At 69.8% G+C, this 19,706-nt stretch carries 11 protein-coding genes and 2 CRISPR repeat arrays (1 of these 13 only partly in view); of the genes, 10 read left to right on the top strand and 1 reads right to left on the bottom strand.

What is annotated here, in order from left to right; all coding sequences use genetic code 11:
• Window positions 1-2,587: direct repeats of the CRISPR family, unit length 29 nt; unit sequence CGGTTCACCTCCGCTCGCGCGGAGAGCAC (it extends 1,044 nt beyond the left edge of the window).
• A gap of 192 nt (window positions 2,588-2,779) precedes the next feature.
• From GTY58_RS39135 to cas2e, 8 genes are all read left to right on the top strand, one after another.
• Window positions 2,780-5,656, top strand: a complete 2,877-nt coding sequence (locus tag GTY58_RS39135) for a CRISPR-associated endonuclease Cas3'' (protein WP_037652954.1) — start codon at window positions 2,780-2,782, stop codon at window positions 5,654-5,656.
• Window positions 5,657-5,892: 236 nt separating this feature from the next.
• Window positions 5,893-7,464 (top strand): type I-E CRISPR-associated protein Cse1/CasA, encoded by a 1,572-nt coding sequence (gene casA / locus GTY58_RS39130; protein WP_010988937.1) that lies wholly within the window; start codon window positions 5,893-5,895, stop codon window positions 7,462-7,464.
• 42 nt (window positions 7,465-7,506) lie between these two features.
• Window positions 7,507-8,193: a type I-E CRISPR-associated protein Cse2/CasB gene (gene casB, locus GTY58_RS39125; protein WP_010988936.1), complete on the top strand. Its 687-nt coding sequence runs from the start codon at window positions 7,507-7,509 to the stop codon at window positions 8,191-8,193.
• Window positions 8,194-8,258: 65 nt separating this feature from the next.
• Window positions 8,259-9,437 (top strand): type I-E CRISPR-associated protein Cas7/Cse4/CasC, encoded by a 1,179-nt coding sequence (gene cas7e / locus GTY58_RS39120; RefSeq protein WP_010988935.1) that lies wholly within the window; start codon window positions 8,259-8,261, stop codon window positions 9,435-9,437.
• The gene (gene cas5e / locus GTY58_RS39115) at window positions 9,434-10,270 is read left to right on the top strand and encodes a type I-E CRISPR-associated protein Cas5/CasD (RefSeq protein ID WP_010988934.1); all 837 of its coding nucleotides are present in this window, start codon (window positions 9,434-9,436) and stop codon (window positions 10,268-10,270) included. Before cas7e ends, cas5e begins: the two co-directional genes overlap by 4 nt.
• A complete protein-coding gene (cas6e, locus tag GTY58_RS39110) occupies window positions 10,267-10,935 on the top strand; it encodes a type I-E CRISPR-associated protein Cas6/Cse3/CasE (protein ID WP_010988933.1) in 669 nt (222 codons plus the stop codon). The genes cas5e and cas6e overlap by 4 nt, the downstream gene beginning before the upstream one ends.
• Before the next feature lie 74 nt (window positions 10,936-11,009).
• Window positions 11,010-11,927, top strand: a complete 918-nt coding sequence (cas1e, locus tag GTY58_RS39105) for a type I-E CRISPR-associated endonuclease Cas1e (RefSeq protein ID WP_063773990.1) — start codon at window positions 11,010-11,012, stop codon at window positions 11,925-11,927.
• 25 nt (window positions 11,928-11,952) lie between these two features.
• Window positions 11,953-12,264 (top strand): type I-E CRISPR-associated endoribonuclease Cas2e, encoded by a 312-nt coding sequence (gene cas2e / locus GTY58_RS39100; RefSeq protein ID WP_037652957.1) that lies wholly within the window; start codon window positions 11,953-11,955, stop codon window positions 12,262-12,264.
• A gap of 18 nt (window positions 12,265-12,282) precedes the next feature.
• Window positions 12,283-14,690: direct repeats of the CRISPR family, unit length 29 nt; unit sequence GTTCTCTCCGCGCGAGCGGAGGTGGGTCG.
• Between the two features lie 204 nt (window positions 14,691-14,894).
• On the opposite strand, the gene GTY58_RS41170 is transcribed toward cas2e, so the two are convergent.
• Complete coding sequence (locus GTY58_RS41170; RefSeq protein ID WP_052082485.1) at window positions 14,895-17,165, bottom strand: hypothetical protein; 2,271 nt, start codon at window positions 17,163-17,165, stop codon at window positions 14,895-14,897.
• 1,046 nt (window positions 17,166-18,211) lie between these two features.
• Between GTY58_RS41170 and GTY58_RS39090 the strand changes: the two genes are divergently transcribed.
• Both GTY58_RS39090 and GTY58_RS39085 read left to right on the top strand, forming a co-directional pair.
• Window positions 18,212-18,859, top strand: coding sequence for an HAD family hydrolase (locus GTY58_RS39090; protein WP_010988930.1), 648 nt, complete (start codon window positions 18,212-18,214; stop codon window positions 18,857-18,859).
• 4 nt (window positions 18,860-18,863) lie between these two features.
• The gene (locus tag GTY58_RS39085) at window positions 18,864-19,706 is read left to right on the top strand and encodes an NAD(P)-dependent oxidoreductase (RefSeq protein ID WP_010988929.1); all 843 of its coding nucleotides are present in this window, start codon (window positions 18,864-18,866) and stop codon (window positions 19,704-19,706) included.

The raw sequence follows: 19,706 nt of genomic DNA, 5'->3' as shown, positions 1-19,706 counted from the left end.
TCACCTCCGCTCGCGCGGAGAGCACTCGGCGACGGCGGTCTGCCGGGCCTCCGGCTCCGGTTCACCTCCGCTCGCGCGGAGAGCACCCCGCCACGATGGCCTTGGCGATGCTGCTGATCGGTTCACCTCCGCTCGCGCGGAGAGCACGGGCCGTCAGGTTGCACGGCGCGCCCGGTTTTCGGTTCACCTCCGCTCGCGCGGAGAGCACCGGGTCAGCTTCAGCGGGTTGCCGTGGATGTCCGGTTCACCTCCGTTCACGCGGAGAGCACTACAACCCGACCCGCGTGTCGAACGTGACGGTCGGTTCACCTCCGCTCGCGCGGAGAGCACGTGAGGAGCGCGTTACGCCAGGCGATGGCGTACGGTTCACCTCCGCTCGCGCGGAGAGCACGTCGACGTCGCCTGGAACGCCAGCCGGTCAGGCGGTTCACCTCCGCTCGCGCGGAGAGCACACCAGCCGGCTGCGGCCGAACGCGCGGTTGACCGGTTCACCTCCGCTCGCGCGGAGAGCACGTTCATGCCGGGGATCAGTTGCCGTCCGTGGACGGTTCACCTCCGCTCGCGCGGAGAGCACTCCTGCCGCAGGAATCGGGCTGCGATCATGTCCGGTTCACCTCCGCTCGCGCGGAGAGCACACCATCATCGGCCCGGCCCTCGGGTACGAAACCGGTTCACCTCCGCTCGCGCGGAGAGAACCCCGGGGTCGCAGGGGATGACTCGATGGCAGCCGGTTCACCTCCGCTCGCGCGGAGAGCACGAGGTGCGCACCAGGATGCCGCCCCACGCGTACGGTTCACCTCCGCTCGCGCGGAGAGCACAACGTGGTCTGCGCCTCCGCAGCCTCCCCCACCGGTTCACCTCCGCTCGCGCGGAGAGCACCAGACGTTCGGGACCTTGAGGGCGTCCCAGGACGGTTCACCTCCGCTCGCGCGGAGAGCACGTTGGACTGGACGTACGTCTGCAGGTGCGGGCCGGTTCACCTCCGCTCGCGCGGAGAGCACGAAGGCGGCGGCGGGGACGGCCGGGGCGAAGAAGGTTCACCTCCGCTCGCGCGGAGAGCACGGCGTCGCGTTGGCGATGGGGCAGGCGTCACACGGTTCACCTCCGCTCGCGCGGAGAGCACCCGAAGATGTCGCCGAGGAGGCTGCCGAACTGCGGTTCACCTCCGCTCGCGCGGAGAGCACGCGTCGACACCGACGCCCGGGTCCGCGCGGACCGGTTCACCTCCGCTCGCGCGGAGAGCACGATCCACCCCCACATCGTGTACACCGCGCTTGCGGTTCACCTCCGCTCGCGCGGAGAGCACGTCCTGATGAAGCGGCAGCACCCGACGCTGCGCGGTTCACCTCCGCTCGCGCGGAGAGCACTCGTAGAGGGCGTCGGCGCCGGACTTGCCGAGCGGTTCACCTCCGCTCGCGCGGAGAGCACGACGACGAGCACCGGGATGCCGACGAACACCCAGGTTCACCTCCGCTCGCGCGGAGAGCACGAGGGGACCAGCTTCCTGGAGCGCGTGGTGGACGGTTCACCTCCGCTCGCGCGGAGAGCACGTGAGGACGACCTGGACGTTGGACCCGCGCGCCGGTTCACCTCCGCTCGCGCGGAGAGCACCCGCACTCGTCGCACGTCAGTGGTGCGGGCGGCGGTTCACCTCCGCTCGCGCGGAGAGCACGTCTGGGGCGGGCTGAAGGCGGCCGTGTCGTTCGGTTCACCTCCGCTCGCGCGGAGAGCACACGGTCTTCTTGGCCATCTCGTCGTAGTTCTCCGGTTCACCTCCGCTCGCGCGGAGAGCACGGCTCGGCATCCTCGCTGACCTACTGCCCCAACGGTTCACCTCCGCTCGCGCGGAGAGCACGGGGGGTGGCGGTCGCCGCGGTGCTGCATGGACGGTTCACCTCCGCTCGCGCGGAGAGCACTCGTTCCAGCAAGGCTAGGCGCTCATCGACGGCGGTTCACCTCCGCTCGCGCGGAGAGCACCCCCCGGTCACCGAACGTCGGCTGCTCACGGGCGGTTCACCTCCGCTCGCGCGGAGAGCACCGCCTGGTCGGGGATGAGTGCGGCGCGGGCGGCGGTTCACCTCCGCTCGCGCGGAGAGCACCTGGAGAAGCGCACCGGCATGAGCTTCAACGACGGTTCACCTCCGCTCGCGCGGAGAGCACTTCCCCATCGCCGTCGACGCCGGCATCATCGCCGGTTCACCTCCGCTCGCGCGGAGAGCACTCCGATTGTGATCATTGCGTCTTGAGTTAGTGGGGTTCACCTCCGCTCGCGCGGAGAGCACTGGTTCGGGTGCCTGGCCAAATCATCATGGGGCGGTTCACCTCCGCTCGCGCGGAGAGCACGACTGCGACACCGGGCAGCGGCTGGCGACCTGCGGTTCACCTCCGCTCGCGCGGAGAGCACTTCAACGCGGCGGCCAACCAGTCCCACGACGTCGGTTCACCTCCGCTCGCGCGGAGAGCACGATACTCATGCTCACACCGCCCTCGATCGGGCCGGTTCACCTCCGCTCGCGCGGAGAGCACGGTCTCGGCGCCGTCCGGCTCAACAGCCGTGTCGGTTCACCTCCGCTCGCGCGGAGAGCACCCTTCCTGACCTGGCCTCCTTCAGGTGCTTTGCGAGTTCTTTACGGTATCCGAATGGACTCGCCTTGAATTGGTCTGCCCGCGCGTCGGCTGAGGTTCCACGGCTTGGATTCTACGGCCCTGCTTGGGATCTGTTCTGGTATCCGTGCAGGTGAGGATGCGTTGTCAGTGGGGGCTGTTATGCATGGCTGTCATGATGAAGCGTGAGTCCGTCTCGCCGGGACATGTCCCGGTCGACACCCGGTTTTGGGGCAAGGAGCATGGTCTTCCGCGCCCGTACCCAGTGCTCTGCCATCTGCTGGACACCGCGGGAGTGTTCGGTGCCCTGTGGGATGTGCTGCTGAGTGATCAAATGCGTGAGAAGGTCGCACGGGCGCTGGGGCTGACGGTGGCCGAGGCTCGGCGGGTGCTGGCGTTCTGGGCGGGGTTGCACGATCTGGGGAAGATCACTCCTCCGTTTCAGGCCCAGGTTCCGGAGGCGTTCGCGGCCGTACGGAACGATCCGGCCTATGTGTTCGCTCCGGGGGCGGAACGGGAGCGTGCGTTTCGTCATGAGATGGCCACCCACTGGGCGCTGGTGCAGTTGCTCGGCGAAGCGGGGTATCCCGGTGGCGGCCGGGTGATGCGGTCTGCGGTGAGTCATCAGGTGGCGCAATTGCTCGGTGGCCATCACGGATGTTTCGGCGTGGTCCTCAAAGCCAAAGAAGTGGCGCACGCCAGTGCCTATCAGCCCGGGCTGGGCGGGGACGGCTGGGCGGTGCAACGCCGGGCGCATTTCGGGGAGTTGCGGCGCGTCACCGGGGGGTGGGCGGTGCCGGAGCGGGGGCTACCGGCCGAGCTGGCGGTGATCGTCGCCGGGCTGGTGGTCGTCGCGGACTGGCTGGCCAGCCAGGAGGAGGCGATCATCCCGCTGCTGCCGCCGAAGGGGTGGCGTGCGACGCCGGAAGAGGTCGATATGCACTGGGAGCGTACGCAGAAGGCGGCTCCGGGGCTGGTGGCGGGAGCCCAGCTGGGGCGGGCGCGGTTCGACGCTGAAGGGTTCGAGGAGATGTTCTCGTTCGCACCCAACGCTCTCCAGGCCGACCTTGTCGCCCGTCTGCCGCGGATGGTCGAGGAGAAGGGGCCGGGACTGCTGCTGGTCACGGCGCCGACGGGTGACGGAAAGACCGAGGCGGCCCTGTACGCGGCGTCGGTGTTGGGTCATGCGGCTGGGGCTCGGGGGCTGTTTTTTGCGCTTCCGACCATGGCCACCGCCGACGCCATGTATCCGCGGGTGAGCGCCTTCACGGAGCGTGCCCTGAGCGGTGAGCGGGCCTTGACGTTGCTGCATTCCATGGCCTGGCTCAGCCCCGCTTACGCAGGGGCCGGGCAGTCCGCCGGCCCGCCGCCGGCAGCGGGCGACGTGAGCGCGGACCCGGCCACCGTGACCGAGGCCGGGGTGTGGCTGCGCGGACATCGGCGTGGGCTGCTGGCCCCGTTGGGGGCGGGGACCATTGATCAGGCGCTGAGCGCCGTGCTGCCGCTCACGCACAACGCGCTGCGGCTGTTCGGGCTGTCCGACAAGGTGCTCGTGGTCGACGAGGCGCATGCCTACGGGCCGTGGATGCATCAGCTGCTGTCCCGGCTCCTGGAGTGGCTCGGCGCGTTCGGTGCCCCGGTGGTCCTGCTGTCCGCAACCCTGTCCGGCCGCACAGCCTCGTCTTTGGTGGATGCCTACCGCCGCGGGGCCGGATTCCTCGAACCGTCCGCCGTCGAACCGTGCTACCCGGGCTGGATGTTCACCGGCGCCGCGACCGGCGAAGTCTGCGTGCCACGGGAGACGGACAGTGAGCGCCGTCGCACCCTGGACGTGCGGATGCTGCCTGTCGTCTGGGACACGGCGCCCGCTGCCGGCAGTCCCGTATGCGCCGGAGGTCGCCGCCAGGCCCTGCGCGAGGCACTTGAGCCCGTCGTCGCGCAGAGCGGGACCGCGCTGGTTTGCTGCACCACGGTGGCCGAAGCCCAGCAGACCTTCCGTGACCTGCGCGCCGCGTTCCCGGAACTCAGCACCGGTGAAGGCGGGTTGCGGCTGCTGCACTCGCGCTACCCGGCCAACACCCGGCAGCACATCACGTCCGCGTGCGAAAGGGCCTACGGCAAACCCCGCTCGCCGCAGGATGTCGCTCTGCCCCGGCCGGCATCCGTCCTGGTCGCTACCCAGGTCGTGGAGCAGTCGCTCGACCTCGACTTCGACCTGATTGTCACGGATCTTGCGCCGCTGGCCCAGCTGCTGCAGCGGGCCGGCCGGGGACGCCGCCACGCGCGCGGCGCTTCTGGGCGCCCGCCCTGGGCGCTGCCGGAGGACGCGCCGCGCCTGGTCGTCCTGGAACCGGTCGGCGAGAGCGGGGCCACCCAGGTGCCGCGCACCTGGGGAAGCGTGTACGACGCCGGGCTGCTGCAGCGCACAGCGCACCTGCTGCGCGAGCGGGCCGCGTCCGGGATCGCGGTCCCGGGGGACGTGCAGGAGCTTATCGATGCCGTGTACGCGGAGGACTTCGTGGACCGACTCGAGGGGGCCGTACAGCGGGAACTGGCGCGGATGGACTCCGCGCGGCAGGCGGACGAGGCGGCCGAGGCGCACCTGGCCGACATGGTTGCCATCTGCGCGCCCGCCGACGTGGCCGGTGACCTGCAGCGGCTCAGCCGCCGGGAGGCAGGGGTCACCGAGGAACTGCTGACCACTCGGCTGGGGGCTGACAGCGGGCGCGTTCTGTGCCTGTACGAGCAGCAGGACAACACCCTCACCCTTGATGAGGGCGGCACCCTCCCCTTGCCCACAGGAAACCAAAACGGTCTGCTTCATGCCGAGTTGCGGCAGGTGATGGCACACATGGCGCCGGTGCCGGGCGCCTGGCTGCGCGGCGCCGAGGGACACCCGGCGCCGCCGGGCTGGGGCAAGCATCCGGTGCTGCGTGATCTGGTCCTGCTGCGGATGCAGCCCGCGGGCCAGGATGGCGCAGCAGCGGTCTGGAGCTGCCGCCACGGCACCCGGACGATCCGGATCTCCGGTGTCGGACTCGAAACCAGCTGATCATTACCAGTCACTTCACGAAGAACCGCTTCTACGGGCAACACACTTGGCTAGCGTCCTCAATCAGCCGTCTTCCAGGGGAAGTTGTTCGGCCTTGGTGCTGGTGGGGGCCAGCTCAGCCTGCTTGCGCAGGCACGGGGAGAGGCTCGCGTCGCTCTGCGGGCAACACACGGCTCACCTCCGCGCCTGCGGAGACCCCACCTCATTGTGACCGGCGACCCGGCGATAGGAGTCCGATGCCCGCCAGTACGTACAACTTGTTCGACGAACCGTGGATCCCCGTCCGCTGGACCCATGCCGCGCCCCTCCCCCATCCCGAACGGGTGGGGCTACGGGACCTGCTGCTGCGCAGCGGCGACATCGCCACCCTCACGATTGCCGATCCCCCCGCGCACTCCGCACTGCTGCGCATCCTGTACGCGCTCACCGCCCGGGTGACGGGTCTGGACGAGTCGGGGCCCGGCGACTGGGGGGAGCGGCGCCTGAACATCCTGGATGCCGGACAGCTCCCCCCAGAGGGGATCACCGCCTACGCCGGCCGCTACCGGCAGCGGTTCTTCCTCTACGACCGTGACGGGGGCCGCCCGTGGATGCAGGACGCCCGGCTGACCGGCCAGTGCGACGGCGGCAACACCGCCGGGGTGAACAAACTGATCGTGACGCGCCCGGCAGGCAACGCCCACGCGTGGTTTCGGCACGGCAGCGACGCCCGCCCCGACCTGCCGAGCGCCGCGGAGGCGGTGCTGAGCCTGCTGGTGTGGCACTACTACGGGCCGTCGGGCCGCTGCTCGGCCCGCGAGGTCAACGGGGTCAAGACCGCCAGCGCCACCGCCGGCCCCCTGCGCACCGCGCTGTCCTACCACCCCGAGGGTGACACCCTCTTCGAGACGCTCCTGGCAGGCCTGGTCCCGCCGGAAGTGACGGTACGACGCTCCTTCGATCTGTGCCCCTGGGAGCGGGAGGAACTGCCCGACCCGGAGGCCGCCCCGCCCCTGCCCTGCGGCCCCTGCTCACGGCTGACCGCTTGCTCCCAGCACGCCCTGCTCCTCGTCCCCGACGAAAACAGTCCGGGCCTGGTGCGGGATGCCTACATCACCTGGGCGTACCGCACCGGACGCATCCCCCGCGACGACAACTATCTGATCTGGCAGATCAGCCAGCAGGGCAACCGCTACCCGCGCCCGGCCGACTCCCGGCGCGCGCTGTGGCGCGACCTGGACGCTCTGCTCCTGCACGAACCGCCCGGCACCGCACAGCCCCAGCGCCCGAAGGTGTTCGACTACGCGAGCGAGGTCTCCGAGGACCTGCGCGTGCGGGCACTCGGTTTCGAGCAGGAAGGCCAGGCCAAGGACACCCAGTTCGTCGACGCCGACACACCCCCGGTCATGGGTTTCACAGAGCAGAAGGCCCCCGCGACCGCGCCCGCGGTGGGGCGAATGCGGCAGCTCGGCGAGATGTACGGGCGCCGCCTGGAACGCGCGGTCAAGCGGGCCTGGGCCGAGTACATGAACGACCCGAAGGCGAACGGCGACACCTGGGCGGCCGAGGCCGCCGCCCGCTACTGGCCTGGCGCCGAGGCCGAGTTCTGGGACCGCTTCCGCCACCTGGACAACACCGGCCACACCCTCGGCGCCGGATTCGACCCGGCCGCCGCCCGCACCGCATTCCTGCGTCTGGCCACCGACGCATACGACACCGTCACCGCCTCCGTCACCCGCACCCAGCGCGGCGCAAAGGCGGTGGCCCACGCACGGATCGACCTGTACGGCGGCGTACGCAAAAAGGCCACGAGCACACCGGCCGCATGACCCGTCCCGACCCGCCCACCACCTGTCCGAGGAAGGTTATGAATGACCACCCAGAGCGTCACCGAGAATCCAACTACCGCCCGGCGCCAGCGCCTCGTCGCCTACACCTGCTGGATCGAGCAGATCTGCCGGGACGATCCCGGCGCCCGCACCGCACTGCGCAGCGGACTGCGCCGCACCCTCGACGACGTGCCCCGCATGCACCGCTTCGTCGCCCCCTGGCTCCCCCATGACAGGCAGGCACCTGAGTCCGAGCAGCGGGCCTACTACGCCGTCGCGGCGATGATCGCCGCGCAGCCCCGCACCACCCACACCAGCCCCGAGGCCGCACTGGAAGCGGACGGGGCCTCGCAGAGTCCGCAGCCGGCACCCGCTCCCCCCTACGGCACCAGCCTCGGCCTGGCCTTCGCACTCGCCGTGACCGCAAGCCCCGGCCGGGAGCGGGAGATGCGGGAGTCCACCGCCGAGTCCCGGCTGAATCTGCTGACCCGGCAGAGCGCCAACGGCCTGCACCGCCACCTGCCCGCCGCCGTCGGCTACCTGCGCGAGCTGGGCGTTCCCATCGACTGGGCCCAGCTGCTGGCCGACCTGATCGCCTGGCCCCTCCACTCCGGGCGGATCTCCCGGCGCTGGCTGCAGGACTACTACCGCCAGCGCAGCCAGACCCTCCACGAGCAGGCCGACCGCGCCGACCAGGACGAGACCGAACACCCCAGCACCAGCGCCTGACGGCACCCGGCGATCACGTCAGCCCGCATCCGTACATCCACCCACCAAAGGAAAGAGGCACCCCTGTGCTCACTCCGGCCCGCTTCATCGACATCCACGTCCTGCAGTCCGTCCCCTTCGCCAACCTCAACCGGGACGACACCAACTCCGTGAAGACCGTCCAGTACGGCAACACCCTGCGCACCCGTGTCAGCAGCCAGTCCTGGAAACGTGCCATCCGATCCGTCTTCGAAGACCGCATCGGACAGGCCGCGCTGCGAACCCGCCGCATCGGCGAACGCGTCACCCGCGAACTGGAACAGCGCGGCTGGCCCGCCGAGCTAGCCCAGCGCGCCGGCGGCCACACCGCGGCGGCCAGCGGCATCAAGTTCGAACTCGCCAAATCCTCCGGCGACGCCAAGCAGACCGTCCCCAACAAGGTGCTCACCAACGCCATGGTGTACGTGCCGGAGGCCGCAGTCGCCGAGCTGGCCGACCTCGCCGAACAGCACCGTGAAGAACTTCAGCAGGCCAAGGACATCAAGAAGCCCGCGGACAAGAGCATCCTCCCTGTCAGCACGGTGGAGGCCGTGCTGCGCTCCCGCAACGGCGTCATCAACCTCTTCGGGCGGATGCTCGCCGAAATCAACGACGCGGGCGTGGACGGCGCCGTCCAGGTCGCACACGCCCTGACCACTCACGAGACCGACGTCGAACTCGACTACTTCTCCGCCGTGGACGACGTCACCGCCGTCTGGAACGACGCCACCGGCAGCGGCCACATGGGCCACGCCGAGTTCAGCGCCGGCACCTTCTACCGCTACGCCACCCTCGACCTGCGCAACCTGGTCGCCAACATCGGCGACGACCCGCAGGCCGCACGGGAGCTGACCACCGTATTCCTGGCCTCCTTCATCACCTCGCTCCCCCAGGCCAAGAAGAACTCCACCGCCCCGCACACCATCCCCGACCTGGTCCACCTTTCCGTCCGCACCGACCGGCCCCTCTCCTACGCAGCCGCCTTCGAAAAGCCCGTCCAGGCCAGCCCCCAGGGCGGCTTCGCCGACGTCTCCCGCACCCAGCTCGCCGCCTACGCCCAGGCCGCCAACACGCTCCTGGGCACAACCGGCATCCTCACCTCCGGCTGGGCCAGCCTGGAGACCAAGGACCTCACCGGACTCGGCGAGCGCCGCGACTCCTTCGACGACCTGATCACCACCGCCCTGGACACCGCCCTCACCCACACCGCCGAGGCGAACGCGTGAGCGACACCACCAAGGCCGGACTGCTGCTGCGGCTGAGCGGGCCACTGCAGTCCTGGGGCGAGCGCAGCCACTTCAACGAACGCGACACCGCCCGCTTCCCCACCCGTTCCGGCGTCATCGGCCTGCTCGCCGCCGCGCTCGGGCGCCGCCGCGGGGAGAACATCGACGACCTGGCCCGGCTGTCACTCACCGTCCGCGCCGACCGTCCCGGCGTGCTCCTGCGCGACCTGCACACCGTCGGCGGCGGCCTGCCCCCAAAAGCCACCGTCACCACCGCCGAGGGCAAGAAACGCAGCGGCGACACCACCACCCTCCTCACCCACCGCACCTACCTCGCCGACGCCGTCTTCACCATCGCCCTCACCGCCATCCCCGACAACACCGGCCTGCTCACCCGCACCGCCACAGCCCTCAGCTCTCCGCAGTGGCCGCCCTACCTGGGCCGACGCTCCTGCCCACCCGAAGGCCCCCTCCTGCTCGGCCGCTTCGACGACGCCCTCCACCACCTCGTCCACCTGCCGATCGCCGCACCACCGCCCCAACACGGCCCACACGGCATCGAGTTCCTCTCCGACCACCCCCTGGACCACCTGCCCACGCCAGAGGACACCTGCCCACCGGACGCGGAGACCGGCAGCCACCCCTCCGGCGAGGTCAACGACCAGCCCCTGAACTTCCACCCACGCCAGCGCGCCTACCGAGCCCGCCCGCTGTACCGACGCACCCTCCACCTGCCCGCCGACCAGTTCACCGGGCTGGGCACAGACCACCTCACCAGCCTCGCCACCTACCTGCACGAGCATCTCAACCACCCAGAAGGGAGCCACCGTTGAGCGTCTGGCTGACCCGCATCGTCCCCGACCCGCGCTCCCGAGACGCCCGACGTGACCTCGGCGGCAACGACTCAGCCATGGGACTGCACCGCCGCCTCATGTCGCTCTACCCCTGCGACGCCGGACCCGACCCGCGCGCCCGCTTCGGCGTGCTCTTCCGCATCGAGGACACCCCAGCCGGGGCGCACATCCTGCTGCAGAGCGCCCACGAACCCGACCTCACCCGCCTCCCCGACGGCTACGGCCAAGCCATCACCCGCCCCCTGGACCCCCTCCTGGACGCCCTCAAACCCGGCCTGACCATCCGCTACCGCTGCACCGCAAGCCCCGTCCGCAAACCCGGCGCCAACACCCGCGCCCTCTACAACCTCCCCGCCGTCGTCCCCCTCAACGGCGCCGCCGCCGACGAATGGTGGACCCGCCAAGCCGACGCCGCCGGACTCAAACCCCTCGCCCTCCACCCCCACCCCCTCGACGCCGCCCAAGGCGTACGAGCCGGCAACGGCGACAAACAGCGCATCCGCCACAACCGCATCCGCTTCGACGGCTCCGCCACCATCACCGACCCCGACCTGCTCCGCCAGAAGATCACCGAAGGCATCGGCCGCGGAAAGGCCTACGGCTGCGGTCTCCTCAGCATCGCCCCCACACGCGAGGCCCAGTGAACACTGCAGCCACACCAGGAGCACAGCCCAACCCCACCCGCGCCCGGCGCAAACTCGCCTCCCCTACCGTCGCCATGCTGCCGCGCATCGCCGATTCGCTGTCCTTCCTCTACCTGGACATCGTCCGTATCCACCAGGACGACACCGGAGTCTGCGCGGAAGTAACCAGCGAGCGCCGGGGCACTGAGAAGGTCTATGTGCCCACCGCCGCGCTCGGCTGCGTCCTGCTCGGCCCGGGTACATCCATCACCGCCCGCGCCCTGGCCACCTTCGCCCGCCACGGCACGACCGTCCTGATCACCGGTGCCGGCGGAGTCCGCTGCTACGCAGCCGCCCTTCCCGACTCCCTCACCACGACGTGGCTCGAACGCCAAACCCGTGCCTGGGCAGACGACACCCGACGACTCGCCGTCGCCACCGCCATGTACGAGAAACGCTTCGGCGAGGCCACCGTCCCGCCCGGCACTACACTCGCCCAACTGCGCGGGTTCGAAGGCCAACACGTCAAAGCGCATTACCGCGTGCTCGCGCAGCAGTACAAGATCGGCCGCTTCCGTCGCGCCTACGACCCGGCCTCCTGGGACACCCAAGACCCAGTCAATCTCGCCCTCTCCGCCGCCAACACATGCCTCTACGGCATCGTGCACGCCGCCATCCTTGCCCTCGGCTGCTCCGCCGCCCTTGGCTTCGTCCACAACGGCAACCAACAGGCTTTTGTCTACGACATCGCCGACCTGTACAAGGCCGACCTGACAATCCCCCTCGCGTTTTCCCTCCACGCCTCCACGAACCCCGAAGCCGAAGCCCGGCGCTCCTTTCGCGACGGACTACGTCTGTTCAAACTCCTCCCGCGCATCGTCGGCGACATCCAGGAGCTCCTCGGCCTCGGCTCCGCCTACGACATCCCCGATCCGGAAGAACAGCTCGTCGATCTATGGGACCCCATTTCCGGACCAGTCCCCGGTGGCATGAACCACGGGACGGATACATGACCACACAGAAGAGGGAACACACTCAGTGGCCTCAATGATCGTGCTCTCCGCCACCGCCGTCCCCGACCACCTCCGCGGAGCACTCACACGCTGGTTGTTGGAAGCCACCCCAGAGCTGTACATCGGAACCGTGTCCGCCCGTGTCCGCGACGAATTATGGACTGCGGTCGCCGCATGCACTGGTGACGGCATGTCGGTCCTTGCCTACCCCAGCGACAACGAGCAAGGCTTCGAGCTCCGCACTGCAGGATCCCGCCGCCGCCACCCCGTCGAATTCGACGGCCTCACCCTGATCGCCTTCAATCGAGAAGATAAAGAAAAGGCAAACCCCCTGTAGAAACGCAGGTCAGGAAGGGTTCTCTCCGCGCGAGCGGAGGTGGGTCGCGGCGGCAGCAGCAGCCGAGCGGGCCGTGAGCGTTCTCTCCGCGCGAGCGGAGGTGGGTCGCGGTCCGTAACTGGCAGAAGCGTTGCTCGGTGGTTCTCTCCGCGCGAGCGGAGGTGGGTCGCCTGTACTACGCAGGCTGGAATGCGGGCATCGGTTCTCTCCGCGCGAGCGGAGGTGGGTCGGAGCTCCCGTGAATGCTACCGCTTTAGCACCTGTTCTCTCCGCGCGAGCGGAGGTGGGTCGCGGACACCACCAACGTCCACGGCATCGCGAACGTTCTCTCCGCGCGAGCGGAGGTGGGTCGACGGCCATCACCCTGATCTGGGTCACCGTCTCGTTCTCTCCGCGCGAGCGGAGGTGGGTCGCTGAACATCTCCAACTGGCAGTCGCAGATCGAGTTCTCTCCGCGCGAGCGGAGGTGGGTCGCTGGGCGATCTGCTGCTCTAGGTCCGGTACAGGTTCTCTCCGCGCGAGCGGAGGTGGGTCGGTCCACCGGCAGGACCGTGCACGGGATGGATGGTTCTCTCCGCGCGAGCGGAGGTGGGTCGTCGCTGCCCGCGTTGAGCTCGGCCGTCGTCGGGTTCTCTCCGCGCGAGCGGAGGTGGGTCGCCACCGAAGCCCTTGGCGCTGGCCAGCTTGGCGTTCTCTCCGCGCGAGCGGAGGTGGGTCGGCTTCGGCGTCGACACCTACCGCCTGTCGACCGTTCTCTCCGCGCGAGCGGAGGTGGGTCGGCTTCAGGTCTCGGCCAGACCACACTGTCGGTGTTCTCTCCGCGCGAGCGGAGGTGGGTCGCACTGTCCGAGCCCCTCGCGAGCTGAAGCGGGGTTCTCTCCGCGCGAGCGGAGGTGGGTCGTCGTCACGGACCTTCTTTGCGTGGCGGCTGGCGTTCTCTCCGCGCGAGCGGAGGTGGGTCGTCGATGAAATTGGTTCCGCCCGTTACCGAGACGTTCTCTCCGCGCGAGCGGAGGTGGGTCGGTCGACCCGCGAGGCTTCGGCATGGACTGGCTGTTCTCTCCGCGCGAGCGGAGGTGGGTCGTCCCCGTTCTTGTCTAGCCAGCCCTCACTGTCGTTCTCTCCGCGCGAGCGGAGGTGGGTCGATCTGCGAGCCCTCGACGGAGCAGCGGCCCATGTTCTCTCCGCGCGAGCGGAGGTGGGTCGGTCGACCCGCGAGGCTTCGGCATGGACTGGCTGTTCTCTCCGCGCGAGCGGAGGTGGGTCGTTGGCGGGCGGCTTCGGTGCGGAGGTCTTCGTGTTCTCTCCGCGCGAGCGGAGGTGGGTCGCTCGCAGCTACACGGCGGGGCCCGAAACGGGAGTTCTCTCCGCGCGAGCGGAGGTGGGTCGTCGAGGGCGGCCATGCGCTGGAGGTGCCAGGGGTTCTCTCCGCGCGAGCGGAGGTGGGTCGTTCGGGTTCCGGCCGAGGCTCTGGTGCCAGTAGTTCTCTCCGCGCGAGCGGAGGTGGGTCGACGCACCAGCTTCTCGTGCGGCCGGACACCCCGTTCTCTCCGCGCGAGCGGAGGTGGGTCGTGCAGGACGGCTTGCTCGACGAGGAAGCGGTCGTTCTCTCCGCGCGAGCGGAGGTGGGTCGTGGGGCTCCGTCTCCAGGGACGACAACGGCCAGTTCTCTCCGCGCGAGCGGAGGTGGGTCGCTCGCCGACGGCTTCGAGGTCTCGGTGCCGCAGTTCTCTCCGCGCGAGCGGAGGTGGGTCGCCGGCGCGCTGGCGTTCCTGCAAGACGAGAAGGTTCTCTCCGCGCGAGCGGAGGTGGGTCGACGGAGCTGCGGGCAGAGCTGACAGCGACGAAGTTCTCTCCGCGCGAGCGGAGGTGGGTCGTGGGTGATGCTCTCGTCGATGCCGAGGATGAGGTTCTCTCCGCGCGAGCGGAGGTGGGTCGCCGTTCCCCTGGATCCAGCGCGGTGAGGTCCAGTTCTCTCCGCGCGAGCGGAGGTGGGTCGACGGTCGGCCAGCAGTTGCGGCGCGACCCGTTGTTCTCTCCGCGCGAGCGGAGGTGGGTCGCCGAGGAAGCCGAAGGCGCCGACTTCGCCATGGTGCTCTCCGCGCGAGCGGAGGTGGGTCGGCCGTCACCACCACGAACCGGAAGCTCACTTCGTGCTCTCCGCGCGAGCGGAGGTGGGTCGTAGTCCCGCCTCCAGGCCCCGCCCTGAGCCGCGTGCTCTCCGCGCGAGCAGAGGTGGGTCGTAGTGCGTGCCAGTCGACACCGAACTCAGGGTGTGCTCTCCGCGCGAGCGGAGGTGGATCGCGCCGCGCCGTGGCTTCTTCGTTCGGCCGGCCGTGCTCTCCGCGCAAGCGGAAGTTGGTCGTGCTTCCCGATCAGCGAGGGCGGGAAGCGGGCGTGCTCTCCGCGCGAGCGGGGGTAGTTCGATGGCCAAGGGCGCCGAAGAGATCCGCGGCAAGTCGTCCCCGCGCCCACAGGGGCAGCTCCGCCAGGGACGCCATCGGCCGGGCTGGCAGTCCTCATGCCGCTGCCTGGCGGTGTCCTCCACTCGAAGGTCATGCGCTCATCTGCCCAAGTTGCAAGGCAGTTGATGCCTCTAGTGGCGTCGGACATCGACGTAGCGACCTCGCTTACGCCGCGTCAACCGACACCCCGCCTGCGGCCGGCCGCAGGCGGACAGCGTGCAGTTCGCCCAAGCGCCAGCGAAGGAGGAACTCGACGGTACGGCGGCCCGCCGCGTCTGCAGCCTCTTCCGCACCGCGGCCGCGGTGCCGCAGGCACGCCTCATACGCGGCGTCGGCCTCGACCACCACATCCTCCGCCCCCAGCAGCCGGCGCAGCGCCGCCGCGCGCCGTTCGTCCCGGATCTGTTGCGCCACCTGCGGCGCGTAGAACGCGACCAGAGCCGGATCGGCGTCCGGACCGCAGGCCCGCTCGCACGCCGACGCCAACAGGGCGCGGGTGTCCGTTTCGCACCGCTGGGTGAGCTCGGCGACCGCGGCCGCGTCCGACAGATCGGCCCGCACGGCGACGGCCAGGTCGACGGCCTCCCGCACCAGTTCCTCGGTACGCCGCCGGTAGGAGCACGCCGGGCACAGGCCTGCGCACTCGGGCAGACCGCAGTCCGCGCACGAGGCCTGCCTGCGAGCCAGATCCGCCTCCTCCTCGAGAGCGCGGCGCCGCTCGATCGCCTGCTGACGCTGCTCGGCCTCACGCGAGGCCCGGGCCCGACGGATCTGCGCCCGCTGCTCCTCTATGGCGGTCTCCTCGCGCAGGCGGCGCTCAAGCTCGGCCCGGCGCGTGGCGGAGTCGCTGTGCGGCATCTCGGCCTCCACCCGGGCCGAGACTCGGGTCCGCAGCGTGCGCCGGATATGGACGATATTCTCGCAGGTCGGGCAGTCAGCGCCGGTGTCCAGGCGGATGCCGTCGTCGCACCTCAGGTCCGGGCAGGCAGGGCGCTGGACCAGGCCCCGGCCGAGCAGCCAGCCCATGGGCTCGCGCACCAGGGCCTCGCCGCCGACTTCCGCCAGCCGGTCGGCGAGACGGCCGGCCAGCAGCTGCGGCGCTACCTGTTCGTCGACGATCCCGGACAACGCCTCCAGCGACTGCAGGGCAGCCCGGCGGGTGACGGCCTGCTGCCCGCGGCTAAGCCGGGCCCACAGATCCGCGATCGGGGCCAGCCCGGCCCGCAGACCAAGATCCGGGAGGTCAGCTACCCCCCGCCCCTGCTGCAGCCCGCGGCCATCGTCCACAACCGTCAGCCGAGAAGGGCCAGCAGTGCGAGCCGCCGACCACCCTGCACCATCCGGGGACTTGGACTGCTTTTCCCCGTGCAGCGGGCCGCCTTTGCCGTCGATCAGCTGCAGCTGATCAGCGACGACAGCTTCCGGGGCCCGGTCCTCGTGCGCGCAGACGTGATCCGGCCGACCAGGGTCCTCACCACGGCCTTCGCCGGAAAACCCACCAGAGAGCTCAGCAGAACCACCGGGAGTAAACACAGAAGAGTGATCAGTGTGAAGGGATGCCGTAGGCGCGAGGTCTCCCCCATCGGCGCCGCAGCACTCGAGTGAGCCCTTGACTTGCTGCTTTTCCGGCAGCAGGGAGTCCTTACCACGCCATGCCGTACCTGCGGGGTCTGCAACATCGGCACTAGTAGCATCAGTGCTTCCCTGGCGGCCGCCGCTCCCGGATGCAGCGCGTCCTTCAGCGTGCGCGGCCGCCACGGCAGGCACTACCAGCCGCGACACCTGCCGCAACCCGGACACGGTCTGCCGCCGCGGGCGCTCCACCAGCCCAAAACCCTCCAGTCGCGCCAGCACCCGCTCCGACCGCGACAGCGAGCACCGCAGCAACCGTGCCAGAGTCGCCACCGGCCGCCCATAGCGCTTCTCGACCCGGCCACCGCACAGCCGCACCCGACCGGTCTCCGCCGCCTCCAGCACTAGCAGTAGCAGAGCCAACCGGTCCGTCGCCGCACCATGCCTCGCACGTGCACCCAGCAGTCCGGCCGGGGTCACCCGTCCATCCCTGTGCACCCAGCCCGGCGCCATCAGGGCCTCCATCAGCCGCAGCAAGGTGGCAAGCTCCGGCTTCTTCAATGACAGCGGGTGCCCAACCTTGTTCTGGGCATCCCACATCGGCAGCACACGGCAGGTCAGCCCGTCGTCCTGACCGTACTCGCCCTCCGCCGTGTCGATGGAGACCACGCCGGACTGGCGCAGCGCCGGGAGCACCTCGGAGGCGACGTGGGAAGTTGACAGCCCGAGCCACCGGCCCAGCTCACCCGTACGGATCTCCACCACGCCCGTCGCCGACGGCGTCCGCGCCGCCAGCACGATCACCGCTAGCCGTACCGGGTCCTTCGCACCCTCCAGCCCCGGCGCCTCCAGCAGCGCGCGCACCGCACCACCCAGCCGGCCCCGGGCATCACGGCCAAGAGCCAGCGGACGACCCGGACCACGCACCGGCACCAAACCCGGTTGCTCCGGCACCGACCGCAGCACACGATGCCGCGGCCCCGGCACCCGAGGCATCACCACGGCGGCCGCCGCCACCCCGCTCACCGGATCACCCGGCACGGAACCCGAGGCAGCATGCTGCCGTCGCGGACCACTCCAGGATCCAGTGGCCACAACATGACACGGAGTGCCTGGAGAGCGCCCCGAACAGTGGGGCATACCGAATGAATCGGGCTGTGAGATTGCGTGAGACGGGACATCACAGGTCCGCAAATGTGCATGAAACAGGCATAAGTGGGCTGGCGAAAGCCCAAGACGTCGTGCAGAATAGCGACGACCTCCTTCTCTGAAGGTGGGCACAACGAAGTCCCCTTGGGGTGCTTCGGGTTCTGGGAGAACCAAGTTCGAACCGCTCGCAGCCGGCTGGAACCGGGGCGGGCAGCTCCTCCGGCAAGCCCTGGCAGGCCAACGGAGAGCAGGTGGGGCGCTGATCGAGGCGACTGGCATCACCTCGGAGTCAGGCGCCCAGGGCGGCTAGAAGTCCTGCATTGGCAGGCGCCGCCCCTGACGGCCTACGTCATCGCGGCCCCCTCAACATCAGAGGTGCGGGCCGCGGCAGAGAGCACGAACACCCCGCCGAAGGGCCAGCGGGCGCTCACGCGCTGCTGGCACCACGGCGGGGTGCTGTGTGTCTGCGTGCGGGTACGGGTACCCTGCATAACGCGTCCGCCTTTCTTGCTCAAAGGTGGTTCGCCGGACCGGAGTTTCTCCGGTCGAGAGCCCCTATGGACTTGCCTAAGGTCCTGGGGGCTTTTTTCTGTATAGATCGAGTCGGACGACACCCTACTCCGCCGACGCGCTGTGCAGTGCCGAGCGCTGATGACGTGTCGGACATAAGTCTGACGCCCGATCACAGCGCAGATTCCACGCCGCTTGGAGCCGTCCACGCAGGAGATGCCATCCCGACCAGGAGAGATAGGGTCACCGGCATGCGCCTGGCTCTCTTCGACCTCGACGGCACCTTGGTCGACCGCCACTCCGCGTTCGGCGATGCCGTAGCCGCCCTGAGCCGAAGCCACGGCCTCGGACCCGATGTTGAGCACTGGCTGCTCACTGAACTCGCCGACCGCGCGAGTGCCGAGGACTTCGCCCGTGTGCGCGAGATCTTCAACATCGATGAATCCGCCGGAGAGCTCTGGCGCGCCTACGTCGACCGGATGGCCGCTGCGGTCACGTGCCGGCCCGCCGTCCTCGGTAGCCTGGCCCGACTCAAAGCGGCGTCCTGGAGCATCGGCGTCGCCACGAACGGCGCATCCGACATCCAGCGCGCAAAGATCCGCGCGACGGGTCTTGCTGACCTGATCGACGGGATCGCAGCCTCGGGCGACATCGACGTCCGCAAGCCCGATCCGCGGCTTTTCGAGCTCGCGGCCGCCCGCTGCGGGACTCAGATATCGCGGGGCGACTGGATGATTGGAGACAACCCGGAGAACGACATCGTCGGCGGACACAAGGCCGGACTGATGACCGTCTGGGTACGAGGCCGCCCCTGGCCCGAGAGTCTCTCCGTACCTCACCACAGCGTGGACGACGTCACCGACGCAATCGACTACCTGCTCACCCACCCACCGGAGTAGCTCTGTGGACCAGCCCACCGTCGGCATCCTCCACCCCGGCAGCATGGGCGCAGCCGTCGCCGCGTGCGCCGCGACCAACGCGGCGACGGTGCTGTGGTGCCCAGCAGGCCGGAGCCCGGCGAGCATCGTCCGCGCAGAGCGGCACGGGCTGCAGCCGGTCGCCACACTGCCGGAGCTCCTGGACCAGGCCGACACCGTGATCAGCCTCTGCCCGCCCGCGGCCGCCGAAGACCTCGCCGCGGAAGTCGCCTCGCACGGCTTCGGCGGCTGGTACGTCGACGCCAACGCCATCAACCCCGAACGCATGCTGCGCATTAAGGCCCTGCTCACCCCATCCGCCAAAGCCGTCATCGACGGCGGCGTGGTCGGCTCACCGCCGGTCGGCGGCAAGTCGCCCACGCTGTACCTGTCGGGGCCGGCCGCCGCGATTGAGCGCGTCGAAGCACTCTTCACCGGCACGGCCGTACGTACGAAGACGCTGGGCAGCGAGATCGGGCAGGCATCCGCGCTAAAACTCGCGTACGCGTCGTTCCAGAAGACGTCGAGGGTGCTCGTGGCCCTCGCGACCGGGTTGGCCCGCCAGCACGGAGTCGACCAGGAACTCATCACCATCGCCTCGCAGCGCAGCGACTCATACCTCGCTGAGACTGAGTACATCGCCAAGACGGCGGCACGCGCCTGGCGGTGGGGGCCAGAGCTGGAAGAAGCGGCCGACATGCTCGAGGCCGCGGGCCTCCCTCCGGAGATGCTGCGCGCGGCCGCGGCCACGCTGGCCCGGTGGGACGACGCAAAGGACGACGGCGAGCTCACGCTCACGGACGCCCTCAACCGCCTCGCCCAGCCGTAG

The organism is Streptomyces sp. SID5469 (genome assembly GCF_009862865.1).
Taxonomy (GTDB): Bacteria; Actinomycetota; Actinomycetes; order Streptomycetales; family Streptomycetaceae; genus Streptomyces; species Streptomyces avermitilis.
The sequence above is the reverse complement of the archived record's forward strand: the minus strand, read 5'-3'. Positions and strand labels throughout refer to the sequence as shown.